The 20,545-nt window shown below is 69.4% G+C and carries 22 protein-coding genes and 1 pseudogene; 10 read left to right on the top strand and 13 right to left on the bottom strand.

Annotated features, from left to right (window positions below; all coding sequences use genetic code 11):
* Nucleotides 1-29: 29 nt before the first annotated feature.
* The 3 genes and pseudogenes from OG953_RS22435 to OG953_RS22425 all read right to left on the bottom strand — a co-directional run bounded on the left by OG953_RS22435 (nucleotide 30) and on the right by OG953_RS22425 (nucleotide 1,789).
* A complete protein-coding gene (locus OG953_RS22435) occupies nucleotides 30-1,169 on the bottom strand; it encodes a Fic family protein (protein WP_405686421.1) in 1,140 nt (379 codons plus the stop codon).
* Nucleotides 1,170-1,243: 74 nt separating this feature from the next.
* Nucleotides 1,244-1,450 (bottom strand): annotated as a pseudogene (locus OG953_RS22430) (VOC family protein); the annotation flags it as partial.
* Nucleotides 1,451-1,651: 201 nt separating this feature from the next.
* On the bottom strand, nucleotides 1,652-1,789 hold the full coding sequence (locus OG953_RS22425; protein ID WP_164495278.1) for a DUF6126 family protein: 138 nt from the start codon (nucleotides 1,787-1,789) through the stop codon (nucleotides 1,652-1,654).
* A gap of 157 nt (nucleotides 1,790-1,946) precedes the next feature.
* On the opposite strand from OG953_RS22425, the gene OG953_RS22420 reads away from it, so the two are divergent.
* From OG953_RS22420 to OG953_RS22410, 3 genes are all read left to right on the top strand, one after another.
* Complete coding sequence (locus tag OG953_RS22420) at nucleotides 1,947-3,035, top strand: LLM class flavin-dependent oxidoreductase (protein WP_405686419.1); 1,089 nt, start codon at nucleotides 1,947-1,949, stop codon at nucleotides 3,033-3,035.
* A gap of 14 nt (nucleotides 3,036-3,049) precedes the next feature.
* Complete coding sequence (locus tag OG953_RS22415; protein ID WP_405691991.1) at nucleotides 3,050-3,703, top strand: FMN reductase; 654 nt, start codon at nucleotides 3,050-3,052, stop codon at nucleotides 3,701-3,703.
* A gap of 119 nt (nucleotides 3,704-3,822) precedes the next feature.
* On the top strand, nucleotides 3,823-4,245 hold the full coding sequence (locus OG953_RS22410) for a universal stress protein (RefSeq protein WP_405691989.1): 423 nt from the start codon (nucleotides 3,823-3,825) through the stop codon (nucleotides 4,243-4,245).
* Between the two features lie 182 nt (nucleotides 4,246-4,427).
* On the opposite strand, the gene OG953_RS22405 is transcribed toward OG953_RS22410, so the two are convergent.
* Nucleotides 4,428-4,838, bottom strand: a complete 411-nt coding sequence (locus tag OG953_RS22405) for a hypothetical protein (RefSeq protein ID WP_405686417.1) — start codon at nucleotides 4,836-4,838, stop codon at nucleotides 4,428-4,430.
* 119 nt (nucleotides 4,839-4,957) lie between these two features.
* On the opposite strand from OG953_RS22405, the gene OG953_RS22400 reads away from it, so the two are divergent.
* The 3 genes from OG953_RS22400 (at nucleotide 4,958) to OG953_RS22390 (ending at nucleotide 7,462) form a co-directional block, all read left to right on the top strand.
* Nucleotides 4,958-5,854 carry a hypothetical protein gene (locus OG953_RS22400; protein ID WP_405686415.1) on the top strand — a complete coding sequence of 299 codons (897 nt, stop codon included), beginning with the start codon at nucleotides 4,958-4,960 and terminating at the stop codon, nucleotides 5,852-5,854.
* A gap of 89 nt (nucleotides 5,855-5,943) precedes the next feature.
* On the top strand, nucleotides 5,944-6,891 hold the full coding sequence (locus OG953_RS22395) for an NADP-dependent oxidoreductase (protein ID WP_405686413.1): 948 nt from the start codon (nucleotides 5,944-5,946) through the stop codon (nucleotides 6,889-6,891).
* A 328-nt stretch (nucleotides 6,892-7,219) separates the two neighbouring features.
* Nucleotides 7,220-7,462, top strand: a complete 243-nt coding sequence (locus tag OG953_RS22390) for a hypothetical protein (RefSeq protein WP_405686411.1) — start codon at nucleotides 7,220-7,222, stop codon at nucleotides 7,460-7,462.
* Nucleotides 7,463-7,497: 35 nt separating this feature from the next.
* Here OG953_RS22390 and OG953_RS22385 read toward each other — a convergent pair whose 3' ends face one another.
* The gene (locus OG953_RS22385) at nucleotides 7,498-7,899 is read right to left on the bottom strand and encodes an RNA-binding S4 domain-containing protein (RefSeq protein ID WP_405686409.1); all 402 of its coding nucleotides are present in this window, start codon (nucleotides 7,897-7,899) and stop codon (nucleotides 7,498-7,500) included.
* Nucleotides 7,900-8,430: 531 nt separating this feature from the next.
* Between OG953_RS22385 and OG953_RS22380 the strand changes: the two genes are divergently transcribed.
* Nucleotides 8,431-10,104: a VWA domain-containing protein gene (locus tag OG953_RS22380; RefSeq protein WP_405686407.1), complete on the top strand. Its 1,674-nt coding sequence runs from the start codon at nucleotides 8,431-8,433 to the stop codon at nucleotides 10,102-10,104.
* Here the strand turns inward: OG953_RS22380 and OG953_RS22375 are convergent.
* Together OG953_RS22375 and OG953_RS22370 are read right to left on the bottom strand one after the other, a co-directional pair.
* Entirely contained in the window at nucleotides 10,038-11,267 is a 1,230-nt protein-coding gene (locus OG953_RS22375; RefSeq protein ID WP_405686405.1) for a sensor histidine kinase, read from the bottom strand. The two genes, OG953_RS22380 and OG953_RS22375, sit on opposite strands and share 67 nt — an antisense overlap.
* Nucleotides 11,264-11,917: a response regulator transcription factor gene (locus OG953_RS22370; protein ID WP_405691987.1), complete on the bottom strand. Its 654-nt coding sequence runs from the start codon at nucleotides 11,915-11,917 to the stop codon at nucleotides 11,264-11,266. Before OG953_RS22370 ends, OG953_RS22375 begins: the two co-directional genes overlap by 4 nt.
* A gap of 148 nt (nucleotides 11,918-12,065) precedes the next feature.
* On the opposite strand from OG953_RS22370, the gene metG reads away from it, so the two are divergent.
* A complete protein-coding gene (gene metG, locus OG953_RS22365; RefSeq protein ID WP_405686403.1) occupies nucleotides 12,066-13,670 on the top strand; it encodes a methionine--tRNA ligase in 1,605 nt (534 codons plus the stop codon).
* 84 nt (nucleotides 13,671-13,754) lie between these two features.
* Here metG and OG953_RS22360 read toward each other — a convergent pair whose 3' ends face one another.
* The 5 genes from OG953_RS22360 to OG953_RS22340 form a co-directional block, all read right to left on the bottom strand.
* Nucleotides 13,755-14,336: a Uma2 family endonuclease gene (locus OG953_RS22360; protein WP_405686402.1), complete on the bottom strand. Its 582-nt coding sequence runs from the start codon at nucleotides 14,334-14,336 to the stop codon at nucleotides 13,755-13,757.
* A gap of 67 nt (nucleotides 14,337-14,403) precedes the next feature.
* A complete protein-coding gene (locus tag OG953_RS22355; RefSeq protein ID WP_405686400.1) occupies nucleotides 14,404-15,228 on the bottom strand; it encodes a L,D-transpeptidase family protein in 825 nt (274 codons plus the stop codon).
* Between the two features lie 334 nt (nucleotides 15,229-15,562).
* A complete protein-coding gene (locus tag OG953_RS22350; RefSeq protein WP_405686398.1) occupies nucleotides 15,563-15,877 on the bottom strand; it encodes a hypothetical protein in 315 nt (104 codons plus the stop codon).
* Nucleotides 15,878-16,049: 172 nt separating this feature from the next.
* Entirely contained in the window at nucleotides 16,050-16,247 is a 198-nt protein-coding gene (locus tag OG953_RS22345; RefSeq protein WP_405686397.1) for a DUF397 domain-containing protein, read from the bottom strand.
* An 8-nt stretch (nucleotides 16,248-16,255) separates the two neighbouring features.
* A complete protein-coding gene (locus tag OG953_RS22340; RefSeq protein WP_405686396.1) occupies nucleotides 16,256-17,107 on the bottom strand; it encodes a helix-turn-helix domain-containing protein in 852 nt (283 codons plus the stop codon).
* A 244-nt stretch (nucleotides 17,108-17,351) separates the two neighbouring features.
* On the opposite strand from OG953_RS22340, the gene OG953_RS22335 reads away from it, so the two are divergent.
* Both OG953_RS22335 and OG953_RS22330 read left to right on the top strand, forming a co-directional pair.
* Complete coding sequence (locus OG953_RS22335) at nucleotides 17,352-17,768, top strand: ATP-binding protein (protein WP_405686394.1); 417 nt, start codon at nucleotides 17,352-17,354, stop codon at nucleotides 17,766-17,768.
* A 133-nt stretch (nucleotides 17,769-17,901) separates the two neighbouring features.
* Nucleotides 17,902-18,498: a dihydrofolate reductase family protein gene (locus tag OG953_RS22330; RefSeq protein WP_405686393.1), complete on the top strand. Its 597-nt coding sequence runs from the start codon at nucleotides 17,902-17,904 to the stop codon at nucleotides 18,496-18,498.
* A gap of 114 nt (nucleotides 18,499-18,612) precedes the next feature.
* Here the strand turns inward: OG953_RS22330 and aspS are convergent, their stop codons facing one another.
* Entirely contained in the window at nucleotides 18,613-20,397 is a 1,785-nt protein-coding gene (gene aspS, locus OG953_RS22325) for an aspartate--tRNA ligase (protein ID WP_405686391.1), read from the bottom strand.
* Between the last annotated feature and the right edge of the window lie 148 nt (nucleotides 20,398-20,545).

Genomic DNA, 20,545 nt, shown 5'->3' with positions numbered 1-20,545 from the left:
GGTTCGCGCGATGGCGCTGAATGGTGCCGCTACGTGGCGTACGGGTTACTGATGGTGTGGTGTCGCCGGGCGGTGGCCAGCACCCGCTCCGGGAACCGCGGCCCTGCAATGTAATGGCGGCCCTTCGTCCGGCCCACGGCTGTAAGCAGCTGGGCCTTGGTCAGTGCCTGGAGATCGCGGGTCGCCTGCTGGGTGTTGATCGCTTCGGCCTTCTCGTAGCGGGAGCGGCGCACCCGTCCGGCCATCGCCACCTCGTGCAGAGCCGTGACCTGGCGCTCAGCGACCCCGTAGGTACCGGCCTCTTCCATCAGCTGCATCCAGCAGTCGTTGGACCGGTCGACGCGCCGCTGCACACGCTGGGTCTGCTGGTGGTAGGCGAGGAGATTGAACTTGATCCAGGGCGACGTGTCCCGGTGCGGCGACCAGACCGGTCCGCCGACCTCGCGCAGCACCTTGTAGTAGTCCCAGGTGTTGCCCGGCATCCCCAGCCATTCCTCGATCGAGGAGAACTCGGGAGCGAGAACGCCGCCCCGTGCGATCAGAAGCGTCTGAAGTGAGCGGGACATGCGGCCGTTGCCATCGGACCAGGGATGGATCTTCACCAGGTTCAGATGGGCCATCGCTGCGCGGATCAGGACATGACTGTCGAGGTCGCCCTCGTTGAGCCAGTCCACCAGTTCGCCCATAAGAGCGGGGACCAGTTCGCGGTCGGGACCTTCGTAGTCGGTTGCGAGCTCGTCGCCGGGGGCGGTGATTCGGATGGCGGTCCTGCGCCACTGGCCGGCGACTTTCCGGGGGTGGTGATGGCCCTGCAGCATCCAGTGAACGCTGTTGAGGAGTTCTTTGCTGTACCGGAAGTCGGCCACGTCATGGAGTGATTGGATATACGTCATGGCCTGTTGGTAGGCCAGCGTCTCCGCCTTGTTCTCGTCGCTGGCCTCGACCTCGCGCTCACCGTCCATCAGGTCGGCGACATCCACAGCATCGACGCTGTAGCCCTCGATCGTGTTCGACGCCGCGATGGCGCTGGCCGTCAGAGCCTTGCGCAGATCGAGTGTCCACTTCATCGGGGCTTGCTGCACGGCGTGCCGCAGCTGTTCACGCAGGTCATCGACCTGCGTGAGGACTTGAAGGTCGGTCGTGTCCAGGCGGGGCATCTCGTACAGCATGATTCAATGATACCAAGCTCCTATCATTCATCACTCTCTCGCGCGCCGTCGGCGGACCCGTCAGGCGTCGACCCAGGGCGGTCGCCGCCGTGCACGAGTTCGAGGTGCCGGGACGCGTCCGGCAACCCCGCCATGAGCAGATCGTGCGCACCGGGCGCCCGGCCCGCCTCGGCACGGAACAGCACGCCCAGCCCGAGCCCGCCCACCCGGAACCGCTCGGCGGCAGCGAGGTCCCGGGACAGCCGGGCAAGACGGACATGGCTCTGGCCGGTGAACACCACGATGGCGCTCCTTCCTGACAGCGGCACGCCCGTCTGCGCGCCGAGGCCCGCAGCGTAGGCACGCGTCCACCTCGACCGCATCGACACACGGCCCTGGCCCCGGCGACGAACTACTACGACCGAAGACCTACGCCACTCCGCACACCCCAGGGCGCAGCCGCCGTCCGCGAATCCGCTGCCGCTACCCCACTCCCGCCGCGCTCACTTCTTGGCGTGCTCGCCCACGTAGAAGAGGATCCAGATGAAGCCCGCGAAAAGGTGCGTGGCGAAGACGTAGACGAAGACGCGCAGCGCTACGCCGCGCTCCTTCCAGCGCTCGCTCTCGCTGCCCTCGCTCACGGCCCTGCCTCCGTCCGGCAAAGGCGCACCCGGCCTCCACAACCCCTCCAGGGTACGCACGGCCCCAGTCCCTCCCCGGCGGAATAGGTCAGGGGGGCGCCCCGTTGTAGGGTGCGTTCGCATAGTTCAATGTTCAACAACCCTGGAGGCGGGCGCCATGGAGTTCGGGATCTTCACCGTCGGAGACGTGACCACCGACCCGACGACCGGCAGGACACCGAGCGAGCACGAGCGGATCAAGGCCACCATCGCCATCGCCCAGAAGGCGGAGGAGGTCGGACTGGACGTCTTCGCGACCGGTGAGCACCACAACCCGCCGTTCGTCCCGTCCTCGCCGACGACCACGCTCGGCTACATCGCCGCCCGCACCGACCACATCATCCTGTCCACGTCCACGACGCTGATCACCACCAACGACCCGGTGAAGATCGCCGAGGACTACGCGACGCTCCAGCACCTCGCGGACGGCCGCGTCGACCTGATGATGGGCCGCGGCAACACCGGACCGGTCTACCCCTGGTTCGGCAAGGACATCCGCCAGGGCATCCCGCTCGCCATCGAGAACTACGCCCTGCTGCACAAGCTGTGGCGCGAGGACGTCGTCGACTGGGAGGGCAAGTTCCGTACGCCGCTGCAGTCATTCACCGCGACCCCGCGCCCGCTGGACGGCGTCCCGCCGTTCGTCTGGCACGGCTCCATCCGCTCCCCGGAGATCGCCGAGCAGGCCGCGTACTACGGGGACGGGTTCTTCCACAACAACATCTTCTGGCCCATCGAGCACACCAAGAAGATGGTGAACCTCTACCGGCAGCGGTACGCGCACTACGGGCACGGCACCGCCGAGCAGGCCATCGTCGGCCTCGGCGGCCAGGTGTTCATGCGGAAGAACTCGCAGGACGCGGTACGGGAGTTCCGCCCGTACTTCGACAACGCACCGGTCTACGGGCACGGCCCTTCCCTGGAGGACTTCTCCCGGCAGACCCCGCTGACCGTCGGCTCCCCGCAGGAGGTCATCGAGCGGACCCTGTCCTTCCGCGATGCCGTCGGCGACTACCAGCGCCAGCTGTTCCTGATGGACCACGCGGGGCTGCCGCTGAAGACGGTCCTGGAGCAGCTCGACATCCTCGGCGAGGAGGTCGTCCCGGTGCTGCGCAAGGAGTTCGCCAACCTGCGGCCGGCCGGAGTCCCGGACTCCGCCCCCGCACACCCGGCAGTCGCCGCCCGCACGGCCACGAAGGAGGCCTGACCACCGTGTCCACCGTGTTCGCCACCGAGCCCCTGAGGATCGTCGCCGTATCGGCCGGGCTCAGCCGGCCGTCCTCGACCCGGCTGCTGGCCGAGCGGCTGGCCGGCGCCGCCCGCGAGCGCCTGATGGCCGATCAGGACCGCACGGTCGAGGTCCGGGTGATCGACCTGCGCGACCTGGCCGTCGACATCGCCAACCACCTGGTCACCGGGTTCCCGCCCAGCACCCTGGACGAGGCGATCAAGGAGGTGACGGAGGCGGACGGCCTGATCGCCGTCTCGCCCGTCTTCACCGCCTCGTACAGCGGACTGTTCAAGTCGTTCTTCGACCTGATCGACAACACGGCGCTGACCGGCAAGCCCGTCGTCATCGCGGCGACGGGCGGCACCGCCCGCCACTCCCTCGTCCTGGAACACGCGATGCGTCCGCTCTTCGCCTACCTGCGGGCCACCGTCGTACCGACCTCCGTGTACGCGGCATCGGAGGACTGGGGCTCGTCCGGCGACGAGTACACCGACGGCCTGCCGTCCCGCATCCGGCGTGCGGGCGGCGAGCTCGCGACCATGATCACGGGAGGCCGGGCGGCCTCCGGGGCGTCGAGGGCGCTCGGGCTCGACGACGAGGTCGTGCCGTTCGAACAGCAACTCGCCGACCTCCGGCTGGACTGAGGGGACCCGCCACTCGAAGTCCTGCCCGGTTTGATTAGGGTTGGACCGAAAGATGCGTCGTGCGAGATCTTCTCGCAGGACGCCTCTGCGCACTGAGCCGAACCGAGCTGGAGGCAGAGATGGGCAGGATCGTGGTGGGCGTTGACGGCTCCGAGTCGTCGATCAAGGCACTGCACTGGGCCGTACGCCAGGCGGAACTGACCGGTGACACGGTGGAGGCCGTCAACAGCTGGGAGTACCCCGCGACCAGCTGGGCGTCCATGATGCCGGGCATGCCGGAGGACTTCGACCCGCAGGCGGTTGCGACCGTGTCCCTCACCGAGGCACTGGAGGAGGCCCTGGGAGCCGAGGGCGCGGCCGCGGTCAGCAAGGTCGTGGTGATCGGCAACCCGGCCCAGTCCCTGCTGGAACGCGCCAGGGGCGCGAACCTGCTGGTCGTCGGGGCTCGTGGCTACAGCGGCTTCAAGGCGACCCTGCTCGGCTCGGTCAGCCTCCATGTCACCCAGCACGCACCGTGCCCGGTGACGGTCGTGCGCGACTGACCGCAACCGCGTGGCAGATGAGGACGGGCCCGCGCCCTGTGCGGGCCCGTCCTCATGTCGGCGCGGCCCCACCCGTACCTCCTCGCGCCCCCGTATCTGCTCATGCCGAAGGGGAAGCCCCGGCACCGATGATGCCGGGGCTTCTCCTTCGGAGAAGGTCAAGGATGCGACGGGAGACGCGCTCACGTCTTCTCTCGCGTGTAGAAGATGTAGAAGGTGGTGATGAACATCCCGAGGCCGACCGCCAGTCCCAGCGCCGAGGACCGCATCACGCTCGAATCGGTCAGCCCGACCAGCAGGCCGATCGCCGCGGCTGTCAGCGCGCCGTACGCCACCGCCCGCGCCAGGGGAATCATGGTGTGCTGGATCCGGCCCAGCCCGAAGCAGAGAACGGCGAGCACCACCGCACAGATCAGGCCGTACCAGAACTGCCGGCCGCCGCTCGCGCCGTTGTTGCGGAGGATGAACGAGGCGTAGAGACCGTACGCCGCGCCCAGCGTGACGGGTACGGCCCAGGCGAGCGCGCTGTGCCGACGTTCACTCGACCCGGCCCCGGCCCGTCCACGGGTCGGCATCGCTGCATGAGTGGCCATGGCGGAGAACTCCTTCCGTCGCCCCTTTTCCCTCCAGAGCACACCCGGCCGCGCCGCCCGGCAACTCGGATGGCGCAGGGCCCTGGGCGCGCCGCTCCCGTACGGGTTTCCCTGGAGAGGTGCGGACGTATCTCTCGGCGGCTTGGGCGGTGGTGGTGCCGGCGCTGCTCGCCGTGCTCGTCCCGCTGAGCGCACTCTCCGCCTGGGTGGATCTGGAGATCGACAACACGGACCGTTACGTCGCCGCGGTGGCCCCGCTCGCCTCCGACCCCGAGGTGCGGAGCACTGTCGGCAACCTCATCACCGACGCGACGATGATGCAGATCGACGCCGGGCCGCTCCAGAGCACCGTGCGGGACTTCCTGCACGAGGCGGTGATGTCCTTCACCGCCACCGACGCCTTCCAGGCCGCGTGGAACGCCGCCAACCGCACCGCACACAAGGCCGTCACCGCCGCGCTGAACGGCAACACCGGCGAGGCCGTGACCATCGATCTGGCGCCCGTGACCGAGCAGGTCAAAAAGAACCTGGAAGCGAACGGGGTGCCGTTCGCCGACCGGATCCCGGTCCAGCACACCGACATCACGATCGTCTCCGCCGACCGCGCCGACCAGCTGCGCCAGACCTTCCGGTGGCTGCGGGCCGGCAGCATCCTGCCCGCCGTGGGCACGGTCGTGTTCGCCGTCCTGACCGTGGTCGTGGCCTGGGTGCGCGGCGGACCGGGGCGCCGACGCTCCACGCTCGCCGCACTCTCGGCCGTGGCGGTGGCCGGGTTCGGTTTCGCGCTGGGGGCACTCGTGCTGCGCGCGATGATCGCGGTCGCCCGCGACCGGGTGCTGTCCGAGGTGCCGGACGGCGAGACGGGCAGTGTGGCGGCGGTGTACGACGCGCTGACGAGTTCGCTGCGCACGACGGTGTGGATCGTGTTCGCCACGGGGCTGGCGGTGGCGCTGTGCGCGGTGCTCGGGCGGCTGTGGGCGGCGCGCAAAGTGCACGTCGGCGAGCAGCGTCCGTAGCGGACCCGGTTCGACGTGCGGCTGCGAGCGGGCCGGGGAAGAGTGGTTCCCGTGACTGCCGGATCGGGGACGACTGAAAGGTCTTCCATATGCGAGCCATAGCCGTCAGCACGTTCCGGGCCGACCCCGCACTGGTCGAGATACCCAAGCCCGAGCCGGAAGCCGGTGAGGTACGGGTCAGGATCGAGTACGCCGCACTCAACCCGTGCGACTGGCAGGCCGCACAGGGCTCCCTGGACGACGGACTCGCCCCGCGTGTGTTCCCGCTGGTCGTCGGCGTGGACTTCGCGGGCCGGGTGGACATGATCGGCAGCGGCGCGAACCGTTTCCGGGTCGGCGACCAGGTCTTCGGCCGGGTGACCGGGCCCGCGTCCGGAGCCGGCACCTACTGCGACTACGTGTCCGTACCGCAGGACTCCGCCATCACCCTCGTCCCGGACGGCCTCCCCCTCCGGACCGCGGCGGCACTGCCGTCCGCCGGGATGACGGCCGCCGAGATCCTGGAGATCGCCGTGCTCCGCGGCCACGAGAGCCTGCTGGTCATCGGGGCGGCGGGCGGCGTCGGCAGCTATCTGACCCAGCTCGCGTCGGCCCGCGACGTACGTGTGCTCGCGGCCGTGCGCGGCGACGAACGCAAGCGGATGGCGGCCCTGGGCGCCACCGTCACGATCGACACCACGAACCGCCCCCTCGAAGCGGCGGTACGGGAGACCTGCCCGGAGGGCGTCGACGCACTCGTCGACCTGGTCTCCACCACCCCGGACGCCTTCGCCGCCCGTGCCGCGCTGGTACGCGGTGGCGGAATCGCCCTCACCACTCGGGGCGTCGCCGCCGAAGCCGCCCTCCCCGCGGACGTGACCGGCATCGACTTCCGGCTCGAACCCACCCCGGTCCTGCTCGACGTCCTGGCCGAGGGCGCCGCCGAGGGCGTACTGCGCGTGCCCATCGACATCGAACTCCCGCTGGAGAAGGCCCCGCAGGCCCTCGACCGGAACCGGACGGGCGGCGCACGCGGCAAGACGGTCATCGTGCTCTGATCTGGCCGCCGCCGTCGAGGAGAGCCGCACCGGCGGCGCCGAACCCGGCCTGCCCGCCCCGGACTCACCCGCCACCCGGGCGGTGAACAGCGCGCTGCGGCACGCGGCGGCCGTCGTGCACAAGGCCGACCCCGATCCGTACAACGTCGACGACCGGCTCGGACGCCCCGCCGCGCTCGGAGTACGGATCCGGCGGACGACGCGCGGGCCATCACTCCGGTCATCCTGCTCCTGTCCGACCTGCTGAACCACCAGGGCTTCCATCTGGTCTGGCCGCGCTTCCCGGACAGCCTGATCGGCTGCGCCATCAAAACCGCCCGCCGCGGAGGTGGCCGAGATCCAGCGGCAACTTCGGGGACTGGCGGACGGGATACGTACGAGCGAGGCCCTGGTCGGCGTACGCGCCGAACTGCCGGGCGACGAGGAGGGGGTGCTGGCTCCGCTGCGCCAGGAGGTGGCGGCGGCGAGGGCGATCGCCGCAGCCGTAGCCGCGCTCTCCACAGGCCCGTCCGAGGTGCACGATCAAGTCGGGCCCGTCCGGGGCGCACCATCAAGCCCGTCCGGCGCTTGAGGACGAAACGGCCACCGGCGACCCCGGTCACCGCGTCACCCCGTGGGCCCGGCCCCCCGCAACCGCTCCATCTCCCGCCGGTCCCGCTTCGTCGGCCGCCCCGCGCCCCGGTCCCGTACCGGAACCTGGATCGCCACCTCGCGCGGCGGCGGAGGCGGGCTCTTGTCGATGAAGCACTCCGCAGCCACCGGAGGGCCGACCCTCTTCTTCACGATCTTCGACACGACGACGATCCGGTCCCGGCCCGCGTGCCGGAGTCGTACCTCATCGCCGACGTGCAACGCCTGGGCGGGCTTGGCACGCTCGCCGGCCACCTTCACATGTCCCGCGCGGCAGGCGGCAGCGGCCTGCGAGCGGGTCTTCGTCAGCCGGACCGACCAGATCCAGACGTCGACCCGAACGCTTCCCTCCGCCTGCGGCGCCTCACCGGAAACCATGCAACCGACTCTAGTGCGGCACGCGCGTCGGGTCAGGTCATGCGGGTCAGGCCATGCGGATCAGCCGAAGTCACTGATGACTTCGCTCATGTTGTAGCTGTACACCTCACGCTTGCACGCCCCGCACTTGCTCGGAGCTTGCTCGCTCAGCGACCGGAGCTGCGGCGGGAACCCGTCACCGCGCCATCCGGCATGCCCTCGTGGCCCGGTGCGGGATCGTTTTCCCATGTGAGCGCCTTTCTCGACAACGCATGCGGATAAAACAGACAACGGCGCGTCTGACTATGTGTCAGACACGCCGCCCGCTCACGCCAACAAGGCAACTCGGGACCGGATGGGCACATTTGAACGACGCACATCAGGCCCGCACGGCATGCGCACAGGACTCGGTTGCGGCTCAGTTGTCCCACGGGCGGGCCGCACCGCCGAACGGCCGGATCTGGCCGCTAACCTTACGTATCCGCCCTGGCCAGGGATGAATCCCGCAGGTCGGACATTTATCGCACCCAACTCACGCGAAAGGCCTCGCCCATGGGCATTCGGAGCTTGCTGCGCAAGGTGTTCGGCCGCGACCGCGCGGAGCAGGACGCGTCGGCGCCGGCGCCGACGGCCACGGTCCCGCCCCAGACCGAACGCACCGCACCCGCGGAGTCGGAGCCGGTCACGGTAACGGTGGACGAGCCGGCTGCGGAGACCGCCTCGGTGCGCGAAACCGCCTCGGCCACCAAGGCCTCGCTACCGGCCCCCACCTCTCACCGGTCCGCCACCGGCGACAGCGGTCTGGCATCGGACCTGGTGGCGGCGGCCTTCGACAAGGCGTCCATCGCCACGGTCCCGGCACAGGGCTCGGCCCCGAAGCCGAAGCCGAAGCCGGCGGAGCCGGAGGCCGAGGTTGCGGAGCCGGAGGCCGAGGTTGCGGAGCCGGTGGCTGCGAAGCCCGACGAGGTCGAGGTCGAGGTCGAGGTCGAGCCGGTGGCTGCGGAGCCTGAGCCGGAGGCCGCGCCTACTGCCGAGGCCGAGCCGGAGGCCGCACCCGCTGCCGCACCCGCTGCCGCTGCCGCTGCCGAGGCTCCCGCCGAGCCGCAGCCCGTTGAGGTCGTGGCCCCCGCCGAGCCGGTGGTTGCACCCACCGCCGAGGTCGAGGCGGAGCCCGCAGCCGTCGTCGCTGAGGTCGAGCCGGAGCCGGTAGCCACGCCTGCAACCAGGGTCGAGCCGGAGCCCGAGCCCGCCGCAGAGCTGGAGCCCGTCGAGGTCGAGGCCCCCGCCGAGCCCGAGCCGGAGGCCACGTCCGCTCCCGCCGAGCCGGAGCCCGTCGACGCCGAGGCCAAGGCCGTGGCCCCCGCCGAGGCCGAGCCGAAAGCCACGTCCGCTGCCGTCGAGGCCGAGGCCCCCGCCGAGCCCGAGCCCGTCGCCGCCGAGGCCGAGGCTCCCGCCGAGCCCGAGCCCGTCGCCGCCGAGGCCGAGCCGAAGCCCGAAACCGCGGCCGACACGGCCCCCGAAGCAACCCCGACCCCCGAGCCCGCCCTCCCCCTCGCCCAGGTCAAGTCCCACGCGCCCGAGCTCGTCGATTCGTACAAGGCCGCCCACGCCGGGCTGAAGGCGCACGGGCTGACCGGGCTGCGCGCCACCGTCTACCTGGTCCTCGACCGCTCCGGCTCCATGCGGCCGTTCTACAAGGACGGCAGCGCCCAGCACCTGGGCGACCGCACCCTGGCCCTCGCCGCCCATCTGGACGAGAACGCCACCGTCCCCGTCGTCTTCTTCTCGACCGACATCGACGGCACCGGCACGGTCGACCTCACCTCGCACGAGGGCCGGATCAACGAGCTGAACGCGGGCCTGGGCCACCTCGGCCGTACGAACTACCACCGCGCCGTCGAAGAGGTCGTCGCGCACTACGAGAAGTCGGAGGCCACCGGCCCCGCCCTGGTGATCTTCCAGACGGACGGCCCGCCGGACGCCAAGCAGCCCGCCAAGCAGGCGCTGGCCGAGGCGGCGCGGCTGCCGCTGTTCTTCCAGTTCGTCGCGTTCGGCGACGAGGACGCGAAGGGCTTCGACTTCCTGCGGAAGCTGGACGTCCCGAACGCCGGGTTCTTCCACGCGGGCCCCGCCCCCCGCGAGGTCGCGGACACCACGTTCTACCGCGAGGTCCTCGCCGCCCTCCCCGCCTGGATCGCAGCCCGGGAAGCCGCGGCCGAGAACTGATCCACCGGCAGGCGTACGGTCACGGCGAGCCCGCCCTCAGGGCCCGGCACCGCCGTGACCGTGCCGCCGTGCGCCACAGCGATAGAACGAACGATCGAGAGACCGAGCCCCGACCCGCGCCCCATCCGGTCCTTGCCCTCACCCCGCCGGAACGGCTCGAACAGCCCGGGGATGTCCGCCGCGTCCACCACGGGCCCGGTGTTGCGCACCTCCAGCAGCACTCCGTCGCCGGCTGTCACCAGGGACACCTCCACCGTCCCGTCGGGCACGTTGTACGTGACGGCGTTGGCCAGCAGATTCGCCACCAGCTGGGCGAGCAGCAGCCGGTTCCCCCGTACCGCACAGGGCTCCGCGTCGACCTTCACTCCCGGGTGCCGCGCCGCCTCCTCCGCCACCACCTGGGCAAGGTCCACCGCTTCCCGCTCGCCCGCAGCGAGCCCGCGCTCGCTGCGCGCCAGGACCAGCAGCCCCTCGATGAGCCGCTCGCTGCGCCGGTTGTTGTCCAGGAGCGTCTGCCGGGTTCGTACGAGATCCTCCTGGGACGGGTCGTCCAGACCGATCTGGATCGCGGCCCGCTGGGTGGCGAGCGGCGTCCGCAGTTCGTGGGAGGCGTTGGCGATGAACCGGCGCTGACTGTCGAACGCCTTCTCCAGCCGGGCCAGCAGCGCGTCGAACGTGTCGCCGAGTTCCTTCAGTTCGTCGTCGGGGCCGCTGGATGCGATCCGTTCGTGCAGGGTGTGCTCGGAGAGCCGGCGCGCCTTCGCGGTCATGGCGTGGACGGGCCGCAGCACCCGCCCCGCGGTCCACCACCCCACACCGACCGCGCAGGCCGTCATGACGAGCAGCGCGACCACGGACCAGATGAGCAGCTGGTGACTGGCCGCGTCGCTGACATGGTCGGTGAGGTCGTAGACGGTGGGCGGGCCGAGACTCCGCCGGGTGACGAGGGGGCCGTTCACCGCGTATCCGGGCTGGACGACCGCGGCCGCGCGGGCGATGTCGCGCGCCTGGGAGTCCGTACCGGCGCGGAAGACGAGGTTCACAGTGACGAGCAGCGCCGTCCCGAGCACCAGGAACGCCCCGCCGTACACGAGCGCGATCCGCGTCCGGATCGTGGAGTGCTGAACGTGCCGGACAAGCGGAAGGCGCGACGGGCGCTTCACAGGGAGTACCCCACACCCTGCACCGTACGGATCAGGGCCGGTTCCCCGAGCTTCCCCCGCAGCTTGCTCATGCAGACGCGGACGGCGCCGGTGAACGGATCGGCGTTGGCGTCCCAGGCCCGCTCCAGCAGCTCCTCCGCGCTGACGGTCCCGCCGTCGGCCTCCAGCAGCAATTGCAGCACCGAGAACTCCTTCGGCGAGAGGTCCAGCTCCCGCCCCTCCCGGGAAGCGGTGCGCCGTACGGTGTCGAGCCGGATGCCATGCCGCTCCAGCTGCGGCGGTACGGGGCGGGCGCTGCGCCGCCGCAGCGCCCGTACCCGCGACACCAGCTCGGGGAACTCGAACGGCTTGCCCAGGTAGTCGTCGGCGCCGAGGTCGAGGCCGGCGACCCGGTCCTCCATGGAGCCGGCGGCGGTGAGCATCAGAATCCTGGTCCGGGAGCCGGAGGCGACCAGCCTCCGCGCCACGTCGTCGCCGTGCACGCGTGGCATGTCGCGGTCGAGGACGACGACGTCGTAGTCGTGCAGCCCCAGGTAGGCGAGGGCGGCATCGCCGCTGTACACCGTGTCGACGGCGAACCCCGCCCGCCGCAGCCCGGTGGCGACCAGCTCCGCCAGGATCTCCTCGTCCTCGGCGACCAGTACCCGCATCGTGATATCCCCTGCCTCGTGCATGCGTGTCCACTCCCTCCCAGGATGCGTCTTTGTTACGGGAAGGAATGTTTCGCAAAGGTCTCCGCGCACTGGGCCCGGTTTATCGGTGTGAGTTGATCTTCCGCAGGCCGTTAGGATTTCGACCATGGCGGCCACTGGATCCGAGAAGCAGGGGGCGACGGCGTACTACGTCTCGACCCCCATTTACTACGTCAACGACGCTCCTCACCTGGGCCACGCCTACACGACCGTCGCAGGCGACGTGCTCTCGCGCTGGCACCGCCAGCGCGGCGAGAAGGTGTGGTACCTCACCGGCACGGACGAGCACGGTCAGAAGATCATGCGCACTGCCGAGGCGAACAACGTCACACCCCAGGCGTGGTGCGACAAGCTCGTGGAGGAGGCATGGAAGCCTCTCTGGGAGCACCTGAACATCGCGAACGACGACTTCATCCGTACGACGGAGAAGCGGCACACCGACCGGGTGCAGGAGTTCGTGCAGGACCTGTACGACAAGGACGAGATCTACAAGGGCGGGTACGAAGGCCCGTACTGCGTGGGCTGCGAGGAGTACAAGCTCCCCGGCGACCTCATCGAGGCGGAGGACGGCACGAAGCTGTGCCCGGTCCACAAGAAGCCGGTGGAGATCCTCAAGGAGGAGAACTACTTCTTCAAGCTGAGCGAGTACGGTCCGAAGCTGCTGGAGTTCTACGCGAACAACCCCGGCTTCATCCAGCCCGAGTCCGCCCGCAACGAGGTCGTCAACTTCGTCAGGCAGGGCCTGCAGGACCTGTCGATCTCGCGCTCGACGTTCGACTGGGGCATCCCGGTGCCGTGGGACGAGAAGCACGTCATCTACGTGTGGATCGACGCGCTGCTCAACTACGCGACGGCGGTCGGTTACGGCGCCAACCAGGAGAAGTTCGACGGGACGTTCCCGGCCGATGTGCACCTGATCGGCAAGGACATCCTCCGCTTCCACTCGGTCATCTGGCCCGCGATGCTGATGGCGCAGGGTCTGCCGCTGCCCGGCAAGGTCGTGGCCAACGGCTGGCTGATGGTCGGCGGCGAGAAGATGTCGAAGTCGAACCTGACCGGCATCAAACCGCAGGACCTGACCTCGCACTTCGGCGTGGACGCGTACCGCTGGTACTTCCTGCGCGCCATCGCGTACGGCAGCGACGGCTCGTTCTCCTGGGAGGACTTCACCGCCCGCTACACCTCCGAGCTCGCCAACGACTACGGCAACCTCGCCTCGCGCGTCGCCGCCATGGTCGGCAAGTACTTCGGCGGGGCGCTCCCGGAGGCCACGGCCGCCGGTGAGGCCGAGAAGGCGGTCCAGGAGGGTCTCGCGAAGGCCGTCGCCACGGCCGACCGGAAGATCGGCGAGGAGCTGGACTTCCAGGCCGGCATCCTGGCGATCTTCGACTTCGTGAAGCAGGTCAACGGCTACATCACGGAGCAGGAGCCCTGGAAGGTCGCCAAGGACGCCTCCCCCGAGGGTCAGGCCCGCCTCGCGACGATCCTCTACACGGCCGCCGAGTCGCTGCGTGGTGTCGCGGTCCTGCTGAACGCCGTGATGCCGGAGACCTCGCAGCAGCTGTGGGACTCCCTCGGCGCCGAGGCGTCCCTGGGCGCGCTGTCCGACCAGCGCGTACAGGACGCGGGCACCTGGGGCCGGCTCCCGGTGGGCGCAACGGTGACGAAGGGCGCGGTGCTGTTCCCCCGCCTGGAGGAGAAGCCGGCGTAAGCAGGAGCACGCACGTACACCCGGCAAAGGGCCGGGACCGAACACATCGGTCCCGGCCCTTTGCCACGCTCTGCCGCCTCCGGGTCAGCGGGCCCAGTTCTTCAGCGGCTCGGTGTCGAGCCGGATGCCCACCGGGTCGGGCAGCTCGACGGTCTTCCCGTACGGCACCGTCACCACCTGCTCGTACCGCACACCGTCGGGCTGCGAGTGCACCTTGACCTCGCAGGTGTCACGGTCGATCAGCAGGTAGACGGGAATGCCGGTCTCGGCGTACGCGCGCGGCTTCTCGACGCGGTCCCGGCGGTCGGTGTCCTCGTCGTACGAGGTGACCTCGACGACCATCAGGACGCCGTCGGGGCTCGCCCACTCGCCCTGGCCGACGAAGGTGTCGAGCGGGACGAGCACACCGTCCGGGCGTGCGTTGCCCTTCCGGTACGTCTCAATGTGCAGCCCCTGTTCGGCGAAGAGCCAGTTGCCCGGATCCGACTGCATGCAAATCTGCGTCAGCCAGGCGATGATCCGCCCGTGATCCCCGTCCGGCACAGCCTTGACCCCCAGTTTCCCGTTCACGAACTCCAGACGCAGTGCCTCTTCGGCGCGTATGGCGTGGCGGGCAAGGTCCTCGAAGACCTCCTGGGTCAGCACACTCTCCTCGACCACACTCATCACTGCCTCCTGAAGGAAACGGGCTCCCTTCAGCGTACGGGCCCGACGCCGGGCCCGTACCGGGGATTCACCGCTCCAGCCCCTGTGCGTCCCCCATCACGACGACCGGCTTCTTCGCCGGGTCGAGGAGTTGCAGCAGTTCCCTCATCCGGTCCTCGGGGAGCGAGATACAGCCCTGGGTCGGGCCGTCGTGGTCCACATGGATCCAGATGCCGCCACCCCGCTCCTGGCCGAGCGGACGCTTCTGGTCCAGGGGTGAGGCGCCGGGGATCCGGTTGTAGTCGATGGCGATGACATAGTCGAAAGAACCCTCCAGCGACTCCCCGTCGAACCCCTCGCCGCTCACCGCGAACGCCGGGCTCTGGTTGTACGGGAGCATGGTCCCCGGGGGGTCGAGCAGGCCGCCCGCGGACGTCAGTCCGTAGACCCCGGTCGGGGTGCGAAGGTCGTCCTCCCAGTGCTCGTCCGTCCAGCCCTTCAGGGCGTTGCGGGCCGGCCAGCGGTCCGTGGCCGCGCGCCAGCCCAGGGCGGGGTCGTCTCGGGTGTACAGGACCGCGGTGGACAGGCTGGAGTCGTAGGCGTCGCCGGTGACGACGAGCGCCTGCCGCGAATCCGCCGGGATCGCGAACCTGGTCTTCGGCCCCAGCGCGGGGATCCCGCGGGGGCTGATGCGCGGAGCGTACGGACCGGGGGCGGCCCGCCCCCGGTTCCCGTCGGCCTGTGGGCCCGCGACACCGGCGGAAACCGTCGCGCCCACCCGGACATCGCGGGTTCCCGTGGCTGTATCGGAGATGTTGTCGCAGGCGGTGAGCAACAGGATCGCGGCGACACACGTTCCGGCGCAGACGGCGTACGGGGGACGCCGGGCAGCCGACGGGCGGGACACGGACACGGGTACTCCTCAGCGGTCGTGGGTGAACGCGGCACGGGCGAGCTCCCCGTCACGCCTCGTCCCGCTGAACCCAGTTAACGCCGCGACACGCGAGCGCGAATCCGCACGAGGGCCATACGGCTGTACCGCCGGCCCAGCACACCCGCAGAAAGGGACCGGAACCATTTCGTGGATGTAGGGCCCTTCGTCTCCGCGGGGGCGCAGAGGTCTCTGAGAGCAGGTCAGAGATCCGTTCCGTCGCTCCATCAGCCCGCCCGTGACCCCGCTCAGGTCGTAGATGGTGTCCTCGGAGAGGCTGGTGATCGAACGGGCGAGCTCCAACGGGACACCGCCCTCAGGGCGTGCCACTACCCTGCCGATTACCGCCCGTGCGATGGCTCACCGTCATCACGATGAGGCCGGTCAGCAGCAACGCGCTGCCAGCCAGGGTCCCCCACTGGCGTGTGTCGGGGTCGCTGAGCACCAGCAAGAACACCATCTGCCAGCACAGGGCGAAGGCAACCATCAACTGGCCCCAGCCGTAGAGGCGCGGGCGGCAGACCCGTCGCCGGTTCGTGGGGAGCACCCAGCCACGGGAAACCGCCGCTACGCCGGAGGCGGCGATGAGCAACGCCGGCAGAACAAGAGGTACGGCAAGGTAGAGCTTCATAGTCCCTCCCTGCGCGTCGGACCCGCGCCGGACGCCTGCGTGATCAGGACACCACTCGCACCGCGCGTCCACGCGCTCCCCTCGAAACCCTCGTGATCGCCCGGACAGATCCTAGGCAGGGGAGCTGGGAGGGGCGTGGGTGTGGCTGTGTGTTGTTGTGAGGCCGCGGATGTCACGCCCCGCCGAGCTGCCCGCCCTTCACGCTGCCCAGGAGCCGGTCCAGCTGGGCCGAGGTGACCGCCAGCTCCGTACCGGGGTCATCGCTCTCGCGGAGCCGTATCCGGCCGTCGGTGACAGCCAGTTCGACGCAGCTGTTCCCGTCGCCGCCGCCCGAGAACGAGGACTTCTGCCAGTCGATCGAGTTGGACATGCTCTACCTCACAGCTCCTTGGTCATCCGGTGAATGAAGTCGCGCGACTTACGGGGATCGAGCGATGCCGCTTCCAGCTTGCGGAAGAGTGCTCGAAATCGGTCGAGCTGAGACTCGGCGTCAATGAACGCGGTGCCGTGAGGCGCGTCCCGCACCACCGTGTCCAGCCGAGGCACCGGCCCACCGGCGTACACCATCGCGCTCCCGGCACCCGCGAAGCCATCGGTATCGAAGGGGACAACCCTTACCGTTACGCCTTCTCCGTCGGACAGGGCGAGGATCTGGTGGAGTTGGGCACGTGAGGCCCTGCGGTCACCGACCCGGATGCGCAGTGCCGCTTCATGGATCACCGCCTCGTACTCCACGGGGGCAGCCCCTTCGAAGATGGCCCTCCGCCCCATCCTGTGGGCCACCCTGGCTTCGAGCTCACCTTTGGGAAGCTCCGGTGGCATGTACGAGAAGACCGCACGGGCGTAGTCCTCTGTCTGCAGCAACCCCGGTACGTGGAGGATCTCCACATCGCGCCGGAACGAGGCATGGTGCTCCAGCTCCGACAGATCCAGGAACACGGGTGGGAGCACGCCCTGGAACTCCTCCCACCAGCCACGCGTACGGTCGGTCACCATCACCGCGAGCGCGTCGATCAGTTCTTTGTCGGCGCAGGCGCAGTGGGCCGCGAGCCTTCGCAGCCGCTCTTCACTGACGCCAGCGTTCCCAGCCTCTATCTGGCTCATCTGGGCAGAGTTCGTTCCGAGAAGTCCTGCCACCTCCCGAGCCGTCATGCCCGCTGCATCTCGCAGCTTGCGCAACTCCACGCCCAGGCGCACCTGGCGTGCGGTCGGCCGAGCCCTCGCTGGCATACAAACTCCTCCCCAACAGCACTGCCTGTGGGCCTCGTTGGAGCAACCCGTTCGGGTGCCAGATTACGCCAACGGCTTGCGTGGGCGAAAATTTTTGCCCTACCTTCAGTGATGTGCCGCACACGCTGCGAAACGCCGGGACTCCGGAAGCGCACCGCACCGCCATGCCATGGCGGGTGCGACATGCCACCGCCCACAGACCGCCGCACTCCACAACCATTCACGCACCAACCGGAGTTCCCGTATGCCGAACTCGCCTGTGAGCACCAACGCCCCCTGGGAATACACCCTCTACATCCCCCACGACCCCCGCGCGGTCACCGTCTCCCGTCGCACCCTGCGTCTGATCCTCACCCTGCACGGACTGCTCCCCCTCTCCGAAACCGCCGAACTCGTCGCGACAGAACTGGTCGGCAACGCGGTACGCCATACCAAGGGCCCTGCCGCGTTACGCCTGCGCTGGGCAGGCCGCGTACTGCGCATCGGCGTCTGGGACGCGGACCCCACCCCACCGGCGCCACCGCTGCACTCATCCGCAGAAGCCGAGACCGGGCGCGGTCTCGACCTGGTCCGCAACAGCACGGACGGCTGGGGCTGGTATCCGCTCAGCAGTAACGGCGACTCCGGCAAGTTCGTGTGGTGCGAACTCCTGGCCGCCTAGTGGGACATGGCCCCGCCGTTGCGAGCAATCCAATGGCCGTGGGCCAGATCCGCAATCTGCCGCAATCGCCACACAGGCATCACCTATACAACGCATCCTGATCACCCAACCAAAACGAATGAGGGAACACGGCGTGCGCAGACTCGTCCACTACATCGCCACCACTCTCGATGGCTTCATCGCGGGCCCGGATGGCGCGGATCCCACCGGCCCGAACGGCTTCTGGCCTATACCGGAGGACTACATTCAGCACCTCGTGGCCGAGTACCCGGAGACGCTGCCCGTCCAGGCCCGGCAGGCACTGTCCGTTACGGCGGGGGGCACGCACTTCGACACCGTGCTCGAGGGGCGGCGCAGCTACGAGATCGGTCTTGCGGCCGGGATCACCGACGCCTACCCCCACCTGCGGCACCTGGTATTTTCCCGGACCCTGACCGAGAGCCCGGACCCGGCCGTCGAACTGGTCGCCGACGACCCGGTGGCGACCGTGCGGGGGCTCAAGCAGCTGGACGGCAAGGACATCTGGCTGCTCGGTGGCGCCGAGCTGGCGGGCTCCTTGTACTCCGAGATCGACGCACTGATCCTCAAGGTCGGCCCGCTGACCATCGGCGACGGAATCCCTCTGTTCTCCCGCAAGGCCGCCTTCGACCCGCGTACCTGGACGCTCACCGACCACACCGCCCTGAAGAGCGGCGCGGTGTTCCTCACCTACACGCGCGCCACCAGCTGAGCGCTCCGGGCGGGCAGCGCCGCGCGAGGCCGGGCGCGGGCGCGCTCAGCGAACAGCCCCCGGCCGGACGGCCGGGGGCTGTTTCACGTGGAACCAGGAGAAGGAACCGGGTGATTACTTCTCCGTCTTGTCCTTCGCCGTCGCCGCCGGCTTGCGGAGCTGGATGTTCAGCTCGCGCAGGCGGGACTCGTCCAGCTCCGTCGGAGCGCCCATCATCAGGTCCTGGGCGTTGCCGTTGAGCGGGAAGGCGATCGTTTCGCGGATGTTGGGCTCGTCGGCCAGGAGCATCACGATGCGGTCGACGCCCGGGGCGATGCCGCCGTGCGGCGGGGCGCCGAGGCGGAAGGCACGGAGCATGCCCGCGAACTCGTGCTCGACGGTCTCGCGGTCGTAGCCGGCGATCTCGAAGGCCTTGAGCATCAGCTCGGGCTCGTGGTTACGGATGGCGCCGGAGGACAGCTCGATGCCGTTGCAGACGATGTCGTACTGCCAGGCGAGGATGTCCAGCGGGTCCTTCTCCTCCAGGTCCTTCAGGCCGCCCTGGGGCATCGAGAAGGGGTTGTGCGAGAAGTCGATCTTCCCGGTGTCCTCGTCCTTCTCGTACATCGGGAAGTCGACGACCCAGCAGAACCGGAAGACGCCCTCCTCGAAGTGGCCGGCGCGCTTGGCAGCCTCGACGCGGACGGCGGACATGATCTTGGAGACCTCGTCGAACTCGCCCGCGCCGAAGAAGACGGCGTGGCCGGGGACGAGGGAGAGACGCTCGGTGAGGGTCTTGATGTCGGTCTCGGTGAGGAACTTGGCGATCGGGCCGACGAGACCGCCGTCCTCGCCCACGCGGACCCAGGCCAGGCCCTTGGCGCCGTGCTGGACGGCGTAGTCGCCGAGGCCGTCGAAGAACTTCCGGGACTGGCCCGCGGTGTCCGGGACCGGCAGGGCGCGGACGTGCTTGCCGGCGAATGCCTTGAACTCCGAGTCGGCGAAGATGTCGGAGATGTCGACGAGTTCCAGCTGGGCCCGCAGGTCCGGCTTGTCGTTGCCGTACTTCAGCATCGCCTCGCGGAACGGGATGCGCGGGAACGGCGAGGTGACGTGGCGGCCGTTGCCGAACTCCTCGAAGAGCTCGGTCATCAGCGTCTCGATCGGCCGGAAGACGTCCTCCTGCTCGACGAACGACATCTCGACATCGAGCTGGTAGAACTCGCCGGGCGAACGGTCGGCGCGGGCGTCCTCGTCGCGGAAGCACGGCGCGATCTGGAAGTAGCGGTCGAAGCCGGAGATCATCAGCAGCTGCTTGAACTGCTGCGGAGCCTGGGGCAGGGCGTAGAACTTGCCCGGGTTCAGGCGGGACGGGACGACGAAGTCACGGGCGCCCTCGGGAGACGTCGCGGTGAGGATCGGGGTCGCCATCTCGTTGAAGCCGAGGGCCACCATCTTGGAGCGGATGGAGCCGATGACGGCCGAGCGCAGCATGATGTTGCGGTGCATGCGCTCGCGGCGCAGGTCGAGGAAGCGGTACTCCAGGCGCCGCTCCTCGTTGACCCCGTCCTCGGCGTTGATCGTGAAGGGCAGCGGGGCGGCCTCGCCCAGCACCTCGACCTCGGTGACCTCGATCTCGATCTCGCCGGTCGGGAGCTCCGGGTTGACGTTGTCGGCGCCGCGCGCGGAGACCTTGCCGTCGATCCGTACGACGGTCTCCTTGGTGAGCTTCGCCAGGGCCTCGTTGCCGGGGGTGCCGGGACGGGCGACGAGCTGCACCAGACCGTAGTGGTCGCGCAGATCGATGAAGAGGATGCCGCCCAGGTCTCGGCGATTGTGCAGCCAGCCGCTCAGCCGGACGTCGGTGCCGACGTCAGAGGCGCGGAGCTCGCCGCAGGTGTGGGACCTGTACCGATGCATTCTCGTTCATCCAGTCTTCGCGGTTCGGGGTGGATTCAGCCTCACCAGGCTACCGCCCGCACCCGCATCGAATCATTGACATTGACATTTCAAGATCATCCGGACGGGACGGGTGGGCTCCGCCCCGTGACCGGACGGGCCGTGGGTG

The organism is Streptomyces sp. NBC_00057, assembly GCF_045041165.1.
Classification (GTDB): domain Bacteria; phylum Actinomycetota; class Actinomycetes; order Streptomycetales; family Streptomycetaceae; genus Streptomyces.
This window is presented reverse-complemented; position numbering and strand designations above follow the sequence as displayed.